The following is a 16,815-nucleotide window of genomic DNA, read 5'->3' as shown; positions in this document are numbered from 1 at the left end:
GAAAACGCTCCAATATAACTTGGGGCGTTTTTTGTTTATACTATCCCCATCTTAGTGATTACCCAAGTAGAGCACCGCTTTATGTCATCTGGTTTTGAAACCTTAAATTTACATCCCAATCTAAAAAAAGCGATTGATGCTTTAGGCTTTACCACCATGACGCCTATCCAGCAGAAGGTTTTAAAATTCACGCTGGCAGGACATGATGCCATTGGCCGCGCACAGACAGGTACAGGTAAAACTGCAGCTTTTTTAATTAGTATCATGAATGATCTATTAAATAACCCAATTCAGGAGCAGCGTTATCGTGGTGAACCGCGTGCCCTGATTTTGGCACCGACCCGTGAACTGGCACTGCAAATTGAAAGCGATGCACAGGATCTGGCCAAATATGCCGGTCTCAATGTCGTGACTTTGCTGGGTGGTGTAGATTTTGACAAGCAAAAGAATCAACTAAATAAAGCACCTGTCGATATTATGGTCGCGACACCCGGTCGTTTGATCGATTTTGTCGAGCAAAAAGAAGTCTGGCTGGATCAGATTGAATTTCTGGTCATTGATGAAGCGGATCGTCTACTCGATATGGGCTTTATTCCTTCAGTGAAACGCATTGTGCGTTTTTCGCCGCGTAAGGAGCAACGTCAGACTTTAATGTTCTCTGCAACATTCAGCTATGATGTACTAAATTTGGCCCAGCAATGGTTATTTGAACCGGTCACAGTTGAAATTGAACCGGAAAAGAAAACCAATGCCGATGTCGAGCAACGGGTGTATATGGTGGCTAAGGCCGATAAATATAAACTGTTGCAAGAAATCTTGCGTGATGAGCCGATTGAAAAGGTGATGATTTTCGCCAACCGTCGTGATCAGGTGCGTAAGCTTTATGATCATTTAAAACGTGATGGTTATAAGGTGGTCATGCTGTCTGGTGAGATTGCTCAAGACAAGCGTCTAAAAATGCTAGACCAGTTCAAAAATGGTAAGCACAACATTATGATTGCAACAGATGTTGCGGGTCGTGGTATTCATGTGGATGGTGTTTCACATGTGGTGAACTTCACTTTACCTGAACAGTCAGATGATTATGTACATCGTATTGGACGTACTGGCCGTGCGGGAACACGTGGTGTGAGTATTAGTTTCCTTGCCGAAGATGATGCGTTCTATCTACCAGAAATTGAGAAGGCGATTGGACAGAAATTGCCTTTAACTCGTCTAGAAGGTTATTGCTAATCCAGATTAAAAAAACCGCTCTTCAAGAGCGGTTTTTTTTATGACCATGTGATCTGGACTTATTTGGCCTGACAACGGAAAGTCAAAATGGTTTGATAGTCATCATTCTGGTTTAAACCAGTATTGGTGCCTGCGATATTCCCGAGAACGGTAGCTGCTGCCTGAATCATTTGTCCAGTCTGATCATCAACGACACCTTTTAATGCCCCGTTATAACCCGTCTTTTCATCGATAATAATCGCAGTAGCTTTCGAACCACAGGTTTTGCTGGCAGCATTAATGGCATTATTTTTAGCAGTTAGTTGATTTTTACCTAATCCGGTGACCTCAAACTGATTATTTTCTTTCTGAATTGCCAGTGAGGTTGGGTTGGAAGCGCAGGCAGTTAAAAGTAGAACTGAAGCTGCTAATCCGCTGATCGCAATTGTTTTTTTCATGATAAAATCTCGGGTGAAAACAGAATTAAGCTTATTTGAGCATAGTAAAGCGCACAGAATTTGGAGCTGTTGTATAAGTTTGGAAATTTTTAGTGTGACTCTATGCTAAAAAAGTAATTCAACTGAGTATTTCATTGATTAAAATAAAAATATTGTAATGTTCTTGAGTAATTTTTGCGGCTAAGTCGCGGTGAAGTTTATAGAGTATTACAGCTGGAATATGCTAATCTTGAAAACAGTTTTTAAGTATAGATCTACAAAGCAATGACGGAATCCGTGGTCGACATCGTTCATCAAAATATTCACCAACGTCAATCAATAGGACATTTGCTGGCACCGGCACCGAATGCAGAACAGCTGGAGCTGGCTTTTCAGGCGGCATTGACAGCACCAGATCATCATCGGTTGAAACCCACCACCTTTGTGGTGATACCTGATGCACAGCGTGAAGCATTTGGGGAGCTGTTGTCTCAGGCACTGGTCGATCTGGGTGAAACTGAAACGGCACAGATTGAACGGGTCAAGAATCATCCATTCCGTGCGCCACTATTGGTGCTGGCTTTAACGCGTTTGCAAGATCATCCTAAAGTTCCACATTTTGAACAGATTCTCAGTTCAGGCGCCGCCATACAGAATTTTCTGTTATCACTCCAGATTCAGGGTTTCTCGACCATGTGGCGCAGTGGTGCTGTAGTCGAGTCTGGCCTGTTTAAGCAGGCATTAGGAATTTCAAAAGATGATTTGGTCTCGGGTATTATTTATATTGGCACTGCAGCAAAAGCAATTCCAGCACGCGCAGAGATTCAGACCAGTAATTTTGTAAGTTATTGGAATCAGAACGGTTAATTTGCACGGTATAACAGGGTATTAAAAAATAACATGTCAGAATTAAATTTTTCAGCACTGGTCGAGCCGGTTGCAGTCGATCATAAGACCGCTTTAAGAGTCACGGTGTTGGGTGGGGGCAGTTTTGGTACCGCAATGGCCAATACTGCAGTGCGTAATGGTTGTAATACCATGATCTGGATTCGTGACGAAGCCGTTGCGGCAGATATTAATGCCACGCATATCAATAAACGTTATTTGCCCGATTTCCAGCTGGAAGAAAACTTACTGGCTGTGTCGGATCTGGAACTGGCTGTGCGTGATCGCGATATTATTTTAGTCGCGATTCCAAGTCATTCTTTTCGGGATGTCCTGCAACAAATCAAGCCTTTTATCACCTCACAAGCCGTGATTTCACTCACCAAAGGGATTGAAGCCAAAACTTTTAGCTTCATGAGTGATATTATTCGGGAAGTGTTGCCAGAAGTGCCTTATGGCGTGTTATCAGGACCGAATCTCGCCAAGGAAATTGTGGCAGGTCAGCCGGCAGGAACCGTGATTGCCAGCGAGTCTGAGCTGGTACGTTATGCCGTACAGCAAGCCTTACATAGTGCCTTGTTCCGTGTTTTTGCCAGTGATGATGTACATGGTGTAGAACTCGGTGGTGCCTTAAAAAATATTTATGCCGTCGCGATGGGGATGGCAGCCGCGTATAACGTGGGTGAAAATACCAAGAGTATGATCCTGACCCGTGCACTGGCCGAAATGAGCCGTTTTGCGGTAAAATTGGGCGCGAATCCGCTGACTTTCCTTGGGCTTTCCGGTGTGGGTGATTTATTTGCGACTTGTAGCAGTCCGCTGAGTCGTAATTATCAGGTTGGTTTTGCCTTGGGCAAAGGCAAGACTTTGGAGCAGGCTACTACTGAACTGGGTCAAACTGCAGAAGGGATCAATACCATCGTACAGGTCAAGGCGCGTTCCGAAGAACTGGATGTCTATATGCCAATTACTTCTGCCTTGTATGATGTGATTTTTGAAGGTGCACCACCACTCAGCATTGCATTGTCATTGATGAAAAACGGTCATCGCAGTGATGTGGAATTTGTCTTGCCACATCATCAAGTCTGATCTATAACACAAAGGGACTGTATGTGAATTGTCATATTGGCCAGTTATCATGCAGGCAAAAGAAAATAAGGAAACCCAATGCAACTGACTTTAGTGCGACATGGTGAGGCTGCTCCACCAGTCAATGGCAATGATAGCAAGCGTCCATTGACGGAGCGTGGTCATCAGCAGGCTGAGCAAACTGCACAGTTCTTAAAAAATATGATTAAACCTGAAGTATTTGTGGTCAGTCCCTTATTGCGTGCGCAGGAAACCCTGGCCCATCTGCAGCAGTATTTTCAAGATGTGCCGGTGGTGATCTGTAATGCGATTAAACCCGATGATGATGCCAAGGTCGCGGTTGAATGGTTGTCGCAACTGCCTTATGAATCGATTGCCGTGGTGTGTCATATGAATGTGGTGGCGCACATTTCTTCTATTTTGCTGGCGGAGTCTTTTCATCCCTATGCATTGGCAGAAGCACGTATCTATGCGCAGCCAGTCATTGCCGCGGGTTTGTCGACAACAGTTAAAAGTTTTATTCCTACATTATAAAAACCAATTAAAACGGTAGTACACAATCGATGTTGTATTTATGGATGCCTGAGGCCAATGGGGTTTGGCAATGGTCAACTGGGGAATTCTGGAATACTGCGGAAACACTTGAGCAGTTGATTCAGGAGATCCAGGCTCATCATGGCGAAGAAGCAGTAGTGTTTTTCCCGAGCCGTCATGTGCAAATTTTGCAGCAGACTTTGCCCAAGAGCCAATATAAAAAAATGGGCAATGAGGGCATCAAGTATCTGCTTGAAGAATATGTGGTGCTGCCCGTCGATGCCATGAAAGTGCTGCATCATTTTCAGCAGCCTGATCAGGTCAGTATTATGGGGATTGCGAATTCGACCCTCGAGACCTTGCAGTATTCTCTCAACCTGATTCCCGTCAAGCTGGCGGCTTTGCTGCCAGACTTTTTGGTACTGCCAGTTCCTGAAGCCAATCAGCGGGTGATTACCCAAATTGGTGGGCGCTTGTTGGTACGAGAGGCAGAATATATCGGCCAGTCGCTGGATGATCTGAGTCTGTATCTGGATTATCAGCCCAAAGATTTGCATTATAAAGTTAGTAATCTGAATCAGGATCAGTTAAGTAGCCTAGAAGCACTGGTCACACAGGAGCAGTTAGAATCTTTTCAGTATGTCCTTCCTGTATTGAAAAAACCCAAACAACATGCGTTTAATGTATTGCCCAAAGCTAAATCTGAAGGTGCCATTTCCGGTTACTGGAAAGCATGTGCAGCTGTATTTCTGGGCATATTAGTCTTACAGTTTAGTTATGATGCGGTGCGCTGGTATCAATATAAAAAAGTGGCAAATCAGACCGCTGCACAGGCCGTTGATCAGTTCAAGTACTGGTTTGGGCAAAATTATCCGGTCACTGAGCAGAATATCAAAAGCCAGTTTGAAGGGCAGTTGCGTCAAAGCCAGATCGCCGATACACAGGCATTACAGCTGATTAGTCGGATTGGACCAGTCTTGATGCAGAACCAGATTGTGGCACAACGGATCAATTATGATGCGTCTGTGTTGAGTATGGAGCTCAAGGCCAATTCATCAGATACGCTAAATGCATTGACCAAGCAATTGAGTCAGCAAGGCTTTAAAGTGGAGCTGGGGAATATTCAGGCCAGCGGAACAGGTGCCATTGGGCTGGTGAGGGTGCAATAATGAAAGCCATCGAAGCGCTACAAAATCGCATGGATCAGTCTTTTGAAAAAATGAGTGATTATCTGGACAGTCTCTCGGCACGTGAACGGGTATTGGTGATTTTTACCACTATTTTTGTAGTTGTGGCTGCGGTCAGTTCAGCACTCTGGTATATGCATCAGGCAGCAGACACCCAGCAGAAACGTTTAAATCAGCTGAAAGATACCATTGTCTGGATGCAAAGTAATGCAGTCACCATGAAACCTGCTGGAGACATGCAGCTGGATGCCGCAGAGAAAGTACAGCGGGTGGCACAGCAACAAGGTCTTTCGGTTGCATCCCAGCAAATAGATGGAAAAATTCAATTGGCGGTCATGCATGAAAATTATGCAGTATTGGCAAACTTCCTGACTCAACTGGCACAAATGGGTCTAAGTGTTGAGAAAATGGAACTAAATAATGAAGCAGGACAGATTAAATTAACCGCGACCGTGCAATAAACGGTAAAAATAAAGATTTGCAAAGCATGGTTTTTTTGTCAGCCTATGCCTATAATATGCCGACTTAAAAAGCAGTAGACTTTTCTAGATATGTTGTATTCTCTAGCCCGCCCTTTGTTGTTTTCTTTAGCACCAGAGCGTGCACATGAGCTGACACTATCACTATTAAAATCATCCCATAAAATGGGCTTGATGCGTCAAAATGTTGCTGCGAAACCTGTGACTTGTATGGGAATCGAATTTCCCAATCCAGTAGGTCTTGCGGCAGGTTTAGACAAAAATGGTGCTTATATTGACGCCCTTGCTGGTCAAGGTTTTGGTTTTATTGAAATTGGCACCATTACCCCGCGACCGCAAGCCGGCAATCCCCATCCGCGGTTATTCCGTTTGCCACAGGCCAAAGCCATTATTAACCGTATGGGTTTTAATAATGAGGGTGTAGATCAGCTGGTGGAAAATGTCAAAGCGGCCAAATTTAAAGGCATTCTCGGCATCAATATCGGTAAAAACGCTGATACTCCGGTAGAAAAAGCAGTAGATGATTACCTTATCTGTTTAGAAAAAGTCTATAATTATGCGTCTTACATTACCGTCAATATTTCTTCTCCCAATACCAAAAATCTGCGCAGTTTACAAAGTGGTGATGCACTGACCGAACTGCTTGAAACATTGAAAAACCGTCAGCTTGAATTGGCGCAGGAATACCAGCATTATGTACCTTTGGTACTGAAAGTAGCGCCTGATCTGGACGAAACCGATATTGCCTTTATTGCCAAGCAGTTACTGCAATTCAAGATTGATGGTCTGATCGTGACCAATACCACACTGTCACGTGAAGGGGTGGAAGGTCTGGCGCATGCAGAGGAGGCAGGTGGTCTATCTGGCGCGCCAGTCTTTGAGAAAAGTACCGCATGTCTGGCTGCATTTGCTCAGGTGTTAAAAGGACAAATTCCCTTGATTGGTGTGGGTGGTATTCTTTCAGGCGCAGATGCTGTTGCCAAGAAACAGGCAGGTGCCAGCCTTGTACAAGTTTATAGTGGCCTCATCTATACTGGACCTGAACTTGTAAAAGATTGTGTAGACGCACTTTAAATCCTATGAATGCCATTGATATCTTTCTGCTGATTATCTTGCTCATTGGAGGGCTCAACGGTTTGCGTCAAGGATTTATTAAAGCCTTTGCGAACTTAGTGGGATGGATCTTTGCCCTGATTGTTGCGGCAAAATATTCAACGCTACTTGCGCCGTCTATGGTTGCTCTGAGTACAGATCCAGTCGTACAAAAGATAGCAGCCTTCGCCTTTATCGTCCTGTTAATTGTGGTTCTGACCTGGATCGTCACTGCGCTTTTAAACCGTATTTTAAAGAGTCTTAAACTGGGTCCGCTTAACCGTCTGGCAGGTGGTGTCTTTGGTAGCCTGAAAGGCTTGCTGATTGTACTGATTACTATGCAAGGCATTGGCCCATGGGTAGAAAGCTCACCGCACTGGAAACAGTCCAAGTTTATTCAAGCCTTATTGCCTTATGCACCTTGGGCGACTCAAATGTCGAAAGACGCCGCGAATGGCGCACTACAACATATCAAGCCTGAAGGGACATCGAAACCTTCAGCTGTATCATCTGAAACATCGTCCAAATCTGGAGCTGCAGATGAGTCTACAAATAATCCTTTTTATTAATCCTAGCTTGTCTGCGAGGTTGCTATGTGTGGAGTAGTTGGTATAGCTGGTAAATCACCCGTTAACCAAATGTTGTTTGATGCATTAACGATGTTACAACATCGTGGACAAGATGCAGCTGGGATCGTGACATGTGATGAAGGGCGTCTGTTCCTTCGTAAAGACAATGGGATGGTGCGTGATGTATTTCATACCCGTCATATGCGTGCCTTGAAAGGAAATTACGGGATTGGTCATGTGCGTTATCCAACAGCCGGTTCATCGAGCAGTGCAGAAGCACAGCCATTTTATGTGAACTCGCCGTATGGAATTACCTTGGCGCATAACGGTAATTTGACCAATGCCGAAGAAATTCACGATGACCTGTTCAAAACTGACTTGCGTCATATGAACACGGATTCTGATTCAGAAGTGCTGCTAAACGTGCTAGCGCATGAATTGCAAAAACATGGCAAATTGGTGCCGACTTCGGAAGATATTTTCCATGCGGTAACACGTGTGCATGAGCGTTGTAAAGGCGCTTATGGTGTGGTAGCAATGATTACCGGACAAGGTCTGGTGGGCTTCCGTGATCCGAATGGTATCCGTCCACTGATTTACGGTTCACGTGAAACTGAACAGGGCATGGAATATATCATAGCTTCTGAATCGGTTGCGATTACTGCGCTGGGCTTCAAAGTTGAGCGTGATATTCAGCCAGGTGAAGCGGTATTTATCGATTTACAAGGTAATTTCTTTACCAAGCAATGTGCGAGCAATCCTGAATATCGTCCATGTATTTTTGAATATGTGTATTTTGCCCGTCCGGATGCCATTATTGATGGAATCTCGGTGTATAAAGCACGTCTGAAAATGGGTGAGAAGCTGGCGCAAAAAATTCTGCGCGAGTGGGGTGAAGAGCATGATATCGATGTGGTGATTCCGATTCCGGATACTTCACGTACTTCTGCATTGGAACTTGCCAATATGCTGGGTGTGAAATTCCGTGAAGGTTTCATGAAAAACCGTTATATCGGTCGTACCTTTATTATGCCAGGTCAGCAACTACGTAAAAAATCGGTACGTCAAAAACTGAACCCGGTTGAGCTTGAATTTAAGGGTAAAAACGTACTATTGGTCGATGACTCGATTGTGCGTGGTACGACCTGTAATGAAATTATCCAGATGGCACGTGATTCTGGTGCGAAAAAAGTCTTCTTTGCTTCCGCAGCACCGATGGTGAAATATCCAAACGTGTACGGTATCGATATGCCGGCAAAATCAGAGCTAATTGCCTCAGATCGTAGCGTTGAAGAAATTCGTGAAATTATTGGTGCAGACCGTTTGGTGTTCCAGGATCTGGAAGATTTAAAAGATGCAGTTCGAACCACCAAAGTGCCAGATCTGAAAGATTTTGACTGTTCGGTATTTGACGGCGTTTATGTCGCGGGTGGTATTGATGCGCAGTATCTGGATGATCTACAGCAAAAACGTAGTGACAGTGCCATGAAAGAAGGGAATTACATCGATGTGAATATCGATGCAGCTTCTGTGGATTTAACTGGCGTACGTGAAGTCTAAGCGCTTAAAATCATCATGAAAAAGCGGGAATTTCCCGCTTTTTTGTTTTATGATGAACCCATTGAAAATAATCTTAACTAGGGTTCTACATTGCGCAACGTAGGATATGATTTTATAAAAAACAAGAATATCGTATTGCCTGTAAGCTTCTGCTTGATTGCTGTGCTGTTAACTATTTTTATTATCAATACCGTTGTTGGTCTATTCGTTTTTTATGTTGATTCTACCCAGTCTATTTTCTGGCATATGCTCAGTCCTTATCTGATTGCTTTGCTGTTATGTGCCATGATGATCTCGGTCATCTATGAATTTTATCTTTTCCGGAATGGCGGTTATTCGCTGGCAAAACAGATGGGTGCGCGCCGTCTCAGCCCGATGGAAAGTATTCCTGAGGAAAGTGTGGCACTGCAAATTACCCAGCAGCTGGCCGATACCTTTTTAATTGAACCTCCGGCGGTGTATGTACTGCCCGATGAAGTTGGAGTTAATACGCTGACGGCGGGTTTTAGCCCGCGAGATACCGCGATTATTCTGACTTGGGGTGCGGTACAAACTCTGGATAAAGTCGAGCTATATGGTTTACTCAGTCACGAATTTAATAAAATTCTGTCGGGTGAAACTGCGGAAAATACCCGCTTAAAAATTTTGTATAGCAGTTTAACCACCTTTAGCCAGTGGGGCAGCAAAATTGCCAAATCCGGTTTCTATCGAACTGGCATTCGACGTGAAAATAAGTTTGAAACCTTTTATGTCGCAATTGGCGCAGTAATCTGGCTGATTGGCAGTTTAGGTGTATTAATCACACGCTTTATTAAATATATTTCACTGGGTGGACGCACTTTTAAGAATGACCAGAAAACTCGCCGCCTGATTCAAAATGATGCCAATATCCAGACTTTACTCAGAATTCATGTGCATCATTCCGGTTCGCAAATCTATAGTGAATATGCCGAATCCATTTCCCATATGTGTTTTGCCAATTCCTTGAGTCCGCAAAACTGGTTGAATATTCACCCAAATATTAATCAACGAATTTATGAATTAAATCCTGCCCTGATTCAGGATTTGCAGCTCGAGAACTTGAAGAAACTCAAGAATCAGCCTTTATTCAGTTTATTTCGTTCTCTGGAAGAAGTGGTGCCCGAGACTGCGATGAGCTGGAGTTCGCCACAGCCTCTGCCGTTGTTGCGTCTGTCGCCAATCAGTTTTGCGATTAAGGATGCGATTAAACCGCTGAATCCGGAGCTGCGGCTGAGTATGCCGCGTCCGGAGTTGCTCGAACGTGCATTGCAGACGGCGACCGGCTCGCGTGAAGTCATGGTCGCCATTTTGATGATTCGTCAATATCGTGAATTTATTCCGACTGAGGCTGAAGTGAGCCGCGCCATTGTAGATTCACTGCTGAATCTGGATGGGCGGGTGCATATTTCGATTTTCCAGCAAGCCTGCAAGAATATTGGCGGGATGCCCACCACAGTTGCACGTCAGTTTTTGATGAAACTGGCACGAATTATTCAGGAAGATGGTGAAATTGGCTTGCTTGATGCCTTATTGCTGGAATGTGTCAAATATGAGCTGAATCTATTGTCTGCACATATTCCAACAGCTTTGGATGAAGTTAAGCCCCAGATTGTGCGTCTGATTGATGCCTTGTTGCATGTGCAGCAGATTAATAGCGGAAACCAGCTTGAGGTTCGCGAACGCATTTTAAACCGGATTTTGTCGGCTCGAGAATTGGACTTATACAATGAAATTTCTGATGAGCCGATTGATCTGGCGGAAATTCTGAATGATATTGCGGGACTTTTACTGCGTGAACGTCTCGGGATTTTGGGGATCGCAGAAGCCTGTTTGTGGAGCGACCGTATTGTGACTCAGGACGAACTGGATGTGATGGAACTGCTTTATTGGCGCTTGGGTTTTGAGGCAGAGCAGATTATTCAACAAATGTTGAAGAAAAACAGTTTAACCATTATGTAAAAAAGAAGATAACAATTCAGAGTTTGAGACTGCATCTGTTATAACAGAGGCAGTGATTTAATTGCGTATTAAAAATACAGTTTTTAGCAGGCAGATCGACTTTGTATTAGAATCCATCAGGATAAAAAAGAAAAGCGGAAAAAGTTCGGCAAAGTAGAGGCAATCCGGCTAAAATGTTCAGCCTGAAATTGGTGATGATGAAAAGATGATAGGGCATCAGCGTGACATACTGGCAACATTAGGAATTGATCTCTGGATTCCTAGGGACAGCGCATGTCAGCCACATCAGGTCTCGATCTGGCGTGATCAGGCCGCACCAGAATTTCACAGTGACATTGTCTTGCCTCAGTCCAAGCAGCCCGAGGTATTTACAGATCTATCAATTCCTGAGCCGGTTATTCAACCCGAAGCTGAAGTCATGCCTGTGGTATCAGTGCCCACGCCAGTACTGGTTCAGGAACAGCGTGAAATCATACAAATTCCGCCATTTAGTTTGCAGATTTTAAGTCTGGCCTATTGCAGTATTGTGATTGATGCGACTGCAATGACTGAAGAAACCCAGAATTTATGGACGAATATCCAGCGTGCAGTGGTCAGCGAGTTTTGTGAGCTGAACTGGCCATTTCCTTGGGCCAATGTTCAGGATGGGCGCGGTGTGGACTCTTATATTCAGGGTTTTCTCGATGGGATGAGTGCCGAGAAAAATATTATTTTCTTGGGAACTGTACCTTATATTTCAAATAGTAAAATAATCCAGTTGGCTTCTTTACAGGAAATGCTGGATCAGCCAATTTTGAAAAAACGTTTATGGCAGTTTATGCAAAATAGGTCTGCCAGCTTGAAATAATATGAGTTTGGAATAAAAAATATGAAACAAAAAGTGGTTGTATTTAGTCAGATCGATGCTGATATTCAAAATAAACTTGAACAAACTTATGATGTCGCCTATATACAACCCAAGTTAGGCGATGTGAACCAGCAGCTTTTGCAGCAGGTTCAGGATGCCGATGGCATGATTGGAGCAGGTCGATTGCTGAATCGTAACAATCTGGCGACTGCCACCCGGCTTAAAGTCATTTCCAGTGTCAGTGTCGGTTATGACAACTATGAACTTGATTATTTAAATGAAAAAAATATCTATCTCAGCCATACCCCGCATGTACTGACTGAAACCACGGCAGATCTGGCTTTTACATTGCTGATGTCTGCGGCACGTAAAGTGGCCTATCTGGATCACTGGACCAAACAAGGACAATGGCAGCGTACTGTTGGTGAAGCACAATTTGGTCTGGATATTTTTGGAAAAACTTTAGGTATTATCGGTCTGGGTCATATTGGAGCTGCAGTTGCACGTCGTGGTTTTTATGGTTTCAATATGAATATTTTGTACCATAACCGCCGTGAAAAACCAGAATTGGCCCAAGGCCTGAATGCACAGTATTCTGACTTAGATGAACTATTACAGCGTTCCGACTTTGTCGTTATTGCGGTTGACTTAAATGCTGATTCCAAAGCGCTGATTACAGCGGTTGAGTTGGCAAAAATGCAACCACATGCGGTATTGGTGAATATTTCACGTGGCTCAGTCATTGATGAGCAGGCTTTAATTGACGCTTTAAAAGCCAAGCAGATTTTTGCTGCCGGTCTCGATGTCTATCAGAAAGAGCCTTTAAAAGAATCTGAATTATTTCAGTTGGACAATGTGGTTACATTGCCACACGTGGGTTCTGCGACGACTGCCACCCGTAAAAAAATGGCCGAATTGGCTTATCAGAATCTGGTGGATGCTTTAGAAGGGCGAGTGCCACGCTATGTGGTTAATCCTGAGTTTCAATAATATTAAATAACATTTTCTTGCGTATATGCCCATTTTTCAATGCTATATTCAAGGCAGCTTAGAACAATAGATTTAGAGATTTTTCATTGAAACGATTGGCGTTGGCGTGTGGCTTAACGATGTGCATGGTGACAGGGCATAGCTCTAGCCATGATTCTAATCAAGCGACTGCACACTTTTCTGTGCCTGATATTGGTACAGGCGTGGGTTTACTCGATCAGCAAAAAGAAAGAATGATCGGTGAAAAAGTCTATCGCGAAGTGCATAAGCAAATGCCAGTCATGCAGAATCCATGGCTGGAAGACCAGCTGCTGTCGGTATTTTCTCATATTCTCAGTCAGACTCAGTTACAACAGCCCATTGGTTTGCTGGTGATTAATGATCCACAAATTAATGCTTTTGCTGTGCCGGGAGGGCTGTTTGCTCTTAATGCTGGTTTAATCAATTCAGCCCGAAATATGGATGAAGTGGCGGGGGTGATGGCGCATGAAATTGCACATGTCACACAACGTCATTACAGTCGCTCTCAAGATGCTTTTAAAGGGCAGGGTTTACTGGCATTGGCCGGAATTTTGGTCGGGGCATTGGTGGCCTCTCAGGCGGATGGTGATGCGGGTGCTGCGGTGATGATGGGTTCGCAAGCCGCGTTGATGGATAAACAGCTGACTTATAGTCGTAATCAGGAGCGTGAAGCAGACCGGATTGGTATGCAATATATGTATCGTGCCGGCTATAACCCGCATAGCATGGCAGACTTTTTTGAAGTCATGCATCGCTCGACCAGCCGATTGAGCTTTCTGCCGGATTTCTGGTTCACTCATCCACTGACGACTGAGCGTATGAGTGAGGCGCGTTTACGTGCCAACCAGCTTCCTGCGGTGAAACGCAATCTCAATGACCAAGACTTTGAGATTATCAAGTGGTATAGCAGGGTATTGTCTGGTCAGACCAATGCAGAGCAGCTTATCCTGATGGACCAGCAAAAAAATTTTGCAGGCCAGCTTGCCTTAACTGCCTATCAAATCCAGCAGAGCGATTTTCAGGCCGCGCAGGCTACTTTAGATCGAGCAAAAAAGCATAACCAGATGCATCCTTTACAAGTTTTATTTCAGAGCGATATTTATTTAGCACAGAACCAGCTTGATGCAGCCTTGAAAAGTGTAGCGTCAGCAGCGCGGATCATGCCGGAGAATCGAGCGCTTAATTATAAATATGCAGAAGTGTTGATTCGTGCCAAGCAACTGGATCAGGCAAAAGTCTTGGTACAGCGATTTTTAAATGCCAATTCACGTGATGTCAGTGGCTGGAGACTGATGCAACTGGCTGCCAATGCAGAGCCAGATTCGCCGATCAAGGCTGCTAATGTGCTGCGCTATCGTGCAGAAGTAGAATACTGGTCGGGATATGAAGAAACCGCGATCAAATCATTATTACATGCACAGCGTAGCGTGAAAAACAATCAATCTTTATCGTCCGCCATTCGCCAACGTCTGAAACAGATGCAGCAGGCACATCAATATAAGATTTAAAGCTGAACTGGGTTTTAAGTTTTTGTATCAGGATGTTATGGCAAGAATATATTCAATCAGGCTACAATCTTTCTAAATATTAGTGTGATTAAATCCGAAGCATGATATGAAAAAAATACTATTGGGCGTGTGTCTACTGGGGTGGAATTATGGGGTTTTTGCTGCGAGTGCTGTTGAATATGTAGAAGCGGTAGAACGAATTAATGCGGATTATAAAAAGGAATCGCGTCAATTTTTAAGTGGTTTAAATCCGCAGCAACAGGGATTTAGTCCTGAGCAGAATGCAAAATTTTGTGGAATAGTAGGACGCTATGTTGATCGTTTATATCAAGCCGCTGACCAGAATCGTGCTTATCTGGATCGTCAGTTTCAAAATATGAGTAAACAGGATGTAATTGTAGAAGTGAAATCGTCTAAAGAGATGCAATTACTGAAACGTTATCAGGTCGATTGTAATTTGCAATAAGAATACGTCAGGAACTGTCTTTGATTAAAGGCAGTTCAACGTTAAAGAGGAAATACTAGAAAGTAGGGATTAAGCAAGTTGCGCTTTGATTTTGGCGGAAACTTGTGCAGGATCGGCGCGCCCGGCTATGAGCGGACGCAGAGAATTCATCACCTTACCCATATCTTTCATGCTAGTAGCTTGTTGCGCTGCAATAGCTTGCGCAATCATGGAATCAAGTTCTTCCTCAGTCATAGCTTCTGGTAGAAACTGAGACAAAATCTCAATTTCGGCTTGTTCCTTACTAGCTAAATCATCTCGGCCAGCGCCTGCAAAGGCTTTAACCGATTCTTTACGTTGTTTAATTTGTTTTTCAATGACCGCAAGAACCTGAGCGTCGTCAAGTTCTTTGCGCTCATCGACTTCGATTTGCTTAATTGCTGCCTGTAGACTACGAATGACCGTCAGCTTGGACATTTCTTTGGCACGCATTGTTGCTTTCAAAACATCCGTGATTTGGTCTTTTAAAGTCGTCATTATTTATTCCAGGCAATCAATCACAAATTAATCTTAGTAAAGGCGAGTCGTACGTACTGATTCACGCGCCAATTTCTTTTGGTAGCGTTTAACAGCAGCAGCTTTTTTGCGCTTACGTTCTTGAGTTGGTTTCTCGTAGAATTCACGCTTACGTACGTCAGCAAGAACACCCGCTTTTTCGCATGAACGTTTGAAACGACGGATAGCTACGTCTACTGGTTCGCCTTCTTTCAATTTAACTTGTGGCATGAAGAATCCTCATATCAGTTAGGGTAAGATCTCGGGCTGAATTGCCCTCAATCACAAGTGAAGGTCAGTATTTTACTCATTTACATCTCATACCACAAGTCTATAATAGTTGCTGCAATAGAATTGATACAGGTTATAGGCAGTTTAATGATCGTTTTAGGCTTGGAAACGTCGTGTGATGAAACAGGACTTGCGCTGTATGACAGCGAGTTGGGTTTGCGCGGACAGGTGCTTTATAGCCAGATTAAACTGCATGCAGAATATGGCGGTGTAGTTCCAGAGCTGGCGTCACGTGATCATGTGCGTAAACTGATTCCATTAATGAATGAATTATTGGAGCAAACTGACGTCAAAAAATCGGAAATTGATGCCATTGCCTATACACGTGGGCCAGGTTTAATGGGCGCATTAATGACAGGTGCGTTGTTTGGTCGAACTTTGGCCTTTGCATTGAACAAACCGGCAATTGGTGTTCATCATATGGAGGGGCATATGCTCGCACCATTGTTGTCTGAAACAGCGCCAGAATTTCCATTTGTGGCGCTGTTGGTCTCTGGTGGGCATTCACAACTGATGGCAGCCTATGGCATTGGCCAGTATGAATTGCTGGGTGAATCGATTGATGATGCAGCCGGAGAAGCATTCGATAAAGTGGCGAAAATGATGGGTCTGCCCTATCCAGGTGGGCCAAACATTTCCAAACTGGCTGAACAAGGCAATCCTGCTGCTTTTGCTTTCCCACGTCCAATGCTCCATCAAGGGCTGGAATTCTCATTTAGCGGTTTAAAAACTGCTGTATCTGTACAAATGAAAAAACTGGGTGATGAAAACCGTGATGCAGATATTGCAGCAAGTTTTCAGGAAGCCATTGTCGATACCTTGGTGAAAAAGTCAGTTAAAGCATTGAAACAGACGGGCTTGAAGCGTTTAGTGATTGCCGGTGGTGTCAGTGCCAACAAACGCTTACGTGAGCGTTTAGAAGCAGATTTAGCCAAAATTAAAGCGACTGTTTATTATGCAGAACCGGCACTCTGTACTGATAATGGCGCGATGATTGCCTTTGCCGGTTATCAGCGTTTAAAAGCAGGGCAACAGGATGGCTTGGCGGTGACGACGACACCACGTTGGCCAATGACGGAATTAACCAATCCTGCGGAAGTATAAATTCAGCTTGACAGAAAGAGGCTTAGGCCT

Annotated in this window: 18 protein-coding genes; 15 read left to right on the top strand and 3 right to left on the bottom strand. The window is 44.0% G+C overall.

The features are described from left to right. Positions 1-81: 81 nt before the first annotated feature. Positions 82-1,233 carry an ATP-dependent RNA helicase RhlB gene (rhlB, locus tag LOZ91_RS00090; RefSeq protein ID WP_005096570.1) on the top strand — a complete coding sequence of 384 codons (1,152 nt, stop codon included), beginning with the start codon at positions 82-84 and terminating at the stop codon, positions 1,231-1,233. 59 nt (positions 1,234-1,292) lie between these two features. On the opposite strand, the gene LOZ91_RS00085 is transcribed toward rhlB, so the two are convergent. Further along, positions 1,293-1,670, bottom strand: coding sequence for a hypothetical protein (locus LOZ91_RS00085; protein WP_005096572.1), 378 nt, complete (start codon positions 1,668-1,670; stop codon positions 1,293-1,295). Positions 1,671-1,934: 264 nt separating this feature from the next. Here LOZ91_RS00085 and LOZ91_RS00080 point away from each other — a divergent pair, with 264 nt between their 5' ends. From LOZ91_RS00080 to LOZ91_RS00020, 13 genes are all read left to right on the top strand, one after another. After that, on the top strand, positions 1,935-2,516 hold the full coding sequence (locus LOZ91_RS00080; RefSeq protein ID WP_005096574.1) for a nitroreductase family protein: 582 nt from the start codon (positions 1,935-1,937) through the stop codon (positions 2,514-2,516). A 33-nt stretch (positions 2,517-2,549) separates the two neighbouring features. After that, positions 2,550-3,623: an NAD(P)H-dependent glycerol-3-phosphate dehydrogenase gene (locus LOZ91_RS00075; RefSeq protein ID WP_074382969.1), complete on the top strand. Its 1,074-nt coding sequence runs from the start codon at positions 2,550-2,552 to the stop codon at positions 3,621-3,623. 78 nt (positions 3,624-3,701) lie between these two features. Beyond that, the gene (gene sixA, locus LOZ91_RS00070) at positions 3,702-4,157 is read left to right on the top strand and encodes a phosphohistidine phosphatase SixA (RefSeq protein ID WP_005096577.1); all 456 of its coding nucleotides are present in this window, start codon (positions 3,702-3,704) and stop codon (positions 4,155-4,157) included. 29 nt (positions 4,158-4,186) lie between these two features. After that, complete coding sequence (gene gspL, locus LOZ91_RS00065; RefSeq protein ID WP_244782440.1) at positions 4,187-5,326, top strand: type II secretion system protein GspL; 1,140 nt, start codon at positions 4,187-4,189, stop codon at positions 5,324-5,326. Further along, positions 5,326-5,805: a type II secretion system protein GspM gene (gspM, locus tag LOZ91_RS00060; protein ID WP_180083124.1), complete on the top strand. Its 480-nt coding sequence runs from the start codon at positions 5,326-5,328 to the stop codon at positions 5,803-5,805. The genes gspL and gspM overlap by 1 nt, the downstream gene beginning before the upstream one ends. Before the next feature lie 90 nt (positions 5,806-5,895). Then, on the top strand, positions 5,896-6,897 hold the full coding sequence (locus LOZ91_RS00055) for a quinone-dependent dihydroorotate dehydrogenase (protein ID WP_005096580.1): 1,002 nt from the start codon (positions 5,896-5,898) through the stop codon (positions 6,895-6,897). A 5-nt stretch (positions 6,898-6,902) separates the two neighbouring features. Beyond that, positions 6,903-7,484, top strand: coding sequence for a CvpA family protein (locus tag LOZ91_RS00050; protein ID WP_005096581.1), 582 nt, complete (start codon positions 6,903-6,905; stop codon positions 7,482-7,484). Between the two features lie 24 nt (positions 7,485-7,508). After that, positions 7,509-9,044, top strand: a complete 1,536-nt coding sequence (gene purF / locus LOZ91_RS00045) for an amidophosphoribosyltransferase (RefSeq protein ID WP_005096582.1) — start codon at positions 7,509-7,511, stop codon at positions 9,042-9,044. Between the two features lie 90 nt (positions 9,045-9,134). Beyond that, positions 9,135-11,024, top strand: coding sequence for a M48 family metalloprotease (locus LOZ91_RS00040; protein WP_244782439.1), 1,890 nt, complete (start codon positions 9,135-9,137; stop codon positions 11,022-11,024). Between the two features lie 205 nt (positions 11,025-11,229). Continuing rightward, the gene (locus LOZ91_RS00035) at positions 11,230-11,871 is read left to right on the top strand and encodes a hypothetical protein (RefSeq protein WP_005096584.1); all 642 of its coding nucleotides are present in this window, start codon (positions 11,230-11,232) and stop codon (positions 11,869-11,871) included. Between the two features lie 21 nt (positions 11,872-11,892). Beyond that, positions 11,893-12,861, top strand: coding sequence for a D-glycerate dehydrogenase (locus LOZ91_RS00030; protein WP_244782438.1), 969 nt, complete (start codon positions 11,893-11,895; stop codon positions 12,859-12,861). An 86-nt stretch (positions 12,862-12,947) separates the two neighbouring features. Next, positions 12,948-14,390: a M48 family metalloprotease gene (locus tag LOZ91_RS00025; protein WP_244782437.1), complete on the top strand. Its 1,443-nt coding sequence runs from the start codon at positions 12,948-12,950 to the stop codon at positions 14,388-14,390. A gap of 106 nt (positions 14,391-14,496) precedes the next feature. Continuing rightward, positions 14,497-14,856, top strand: a complete 360-nt coding sequence (locus tag LOZ91_RS00020; protein ID WP_244782436.1) for a hypothetical protein — start codon at positions 14,497-14,499, stop codon at positions 14,854-14,856. 69 nt (positions 14,857-14,925) lie between these two features. Here the strand turns inward: LOZ91_RS00020 and LOZ91_RS00015 are convergent, their stop codons facing one another. Then, complete coding sequence (locus LOZ91_RS00015; protein WP_004280076.1) at positions 14,926-15,372, bottom strand: GatB/YqeY domain-containing protein; 447 nt, start codon at positions 15,370-15,372, stop codon at positions 14,926-14,928. A 33-nt stretch (positions 15,373-15,405) separates the two neighbouring features. Then, positions 15,406-15,621: a 30S ribosomal protein S21 gene (rpsU, locus tag LOZ91_RS00010; RefSeq protein ID WP_001136722.1), complete on the bottom strand. Its 216-nt coding sequence runs from the start codon at positions 15,619-15,621 to the stop codon at positions 15,406-15,408. Positions 15,622-15,768: 147 nt separating this feature from the next. On the opposite strand from rpsU, the gene tsaD reads away from it, so the two are divergent. Next, entirely contained in the window at positions 15,769-16,785 is a 1,017-nt protein-coding gene (gene tsaD, locus LOZ91_RS00005) for a tRNA (adenosine(37)-N6)-threonylcarbamoyltransferase complex transferase subunit TsaD (RefSeq protein ID WP_005171546.1), read from the top strand. The last annotated feature ends 30 nt before the right edge of the window (positions 16,786-16,815 follow it).

It is taken from the genome of Acinetobacter sp. F-1 (assembly GCF_022869025.1).
Taxonomy (GTDB): Bacteria; Pseudomonadota; Gammaproteobacteria; order Pseudomonadales; family Moraxellaceae; genus Acinetobacter; species Acinetobacter pseudolwoffii.
The sequence above is the reverse complement of the archived record's forward strand: the minus strand, read 5'-3'. Positions and strand labels throughout refer to the sequence as shown.

What these genes read in the sequence shown, in the direction of transcription:
- rhlB (WP_005096570.1), top strand. Translation starts at nt 82, where the DNA reads ATGTCATCTGGTTTTGAAACCTTAAATTTACATCCCAATCTAAAAAAA.
- LOZ91_RS00085 (WP_005096572.1), bottom strand. Translation starts at nt 1,670, where the DNA reads ATGAAAAAAACAATTGCGATCAGCGGATTAGCAGCTTCAGTTCTACTT.
- LOZ91_RS00080 (WP_005096574.1), top strand. Translation starts at nt 1,935, where the DNA reads ATGACGGAATCCGTGGTCGACATCGTTCATCAAAATATTCACCAACGT.
- LOZ91_RS00075 (WP_074382969.1), top strand. Translation starts at nt 2,550, where the DNA reads ATGTCAGAATTAAATTTTTCAGCACTGGTCGAGCCGGTTGCAGTCGAT.
- sixA (WP_005096577.1), top strand. Translation starts at nt 3,702, where the DNA reads ATGCAACTGACTTTAGTGCGACATGGTGAGGCTGCTCCACCAGTCAAT.
- gspL (WP_244782440.1), top strand. Translation starts at nt 4,187, where the DNA reads ATGTTGTATTTATGGATGCCTGAGGCCAATGGGGTTTGGCAATGGTCA.
- gspM (WP_180083124.1), top strand. Translation starts at nt 5,326, where the DNA reads ATGAAAGCCATCGAAGCGCTACAAAATCGCATGGATCAGTCTTTTGAA.
- LOZ91_RS00055 (WP_005096580.1), top strand. Translation starts at nt 5,896, where the DNA reads ATGTTGTATTCTCTAGCCCGCCCTTTGTTGTTTTCTTTAGCACCAGAG.
- LOZ91_RS00050 (WP_005096581.1), top strand. Translation starts at nt 6,903, where the DNA reads ATGAATGCCATTGATATCTTTCTGCTGATTATCTTGCTCATTGGAGGG.
- purF (WP_005096582.1), top strand. Translation starts at nt 7,509, where the DNA reads ATGTGTGGAGTAGTTGGTATAGCTGGTAAATCACCCGTTAACCAAATG.
- LOZ91_RS00035 (WP_005096584.1), top strand. Translation starts at nt 11,230, where the DNA reads ATGATAGGGCATCAGCGTGACATACTGGCAACATTAGGAATTGATCTC.
- LOZ91_RS00030 (WP_244782438.1), top strand. Translation starts at nt 11,893, where the DNA reads ATGAAACAAAAAGTGGTTGTATTTAGTCAGATCGATGCTGATATTCAA.
- LOZ91_RS00020 (WP_244782436.1), top strand. Translation starts at nt 14,497, where the DNA reads ATGAAAAAAATACTATTGGGCGTGTGTCTACTGGGGTGGAATTATGGG.
- LOZ91_RS00015 (WP_004280076.1), bottom strand. Translation starts at nt 15,372, where the DNA reads ATGACGACTTTAAAAGACCAAATCACGGATGTTTTGAAAGCAACAATG.
- rpsU (WP_001136722.1), bottom strand. Translation starts at nt 15,621, where the DNA reads ATGCCACAAGTTAAATTGAAAGAAGGCGAACCAGTAGACGTAGCTATC.
- tsaD (WP_005171546.1), top strand. Translation starts at nt 15,769, where the DNA reads ATGATCGTTTTAGGCTTGGAAACGTCGTGTGATGAAACAGGACTTGCG.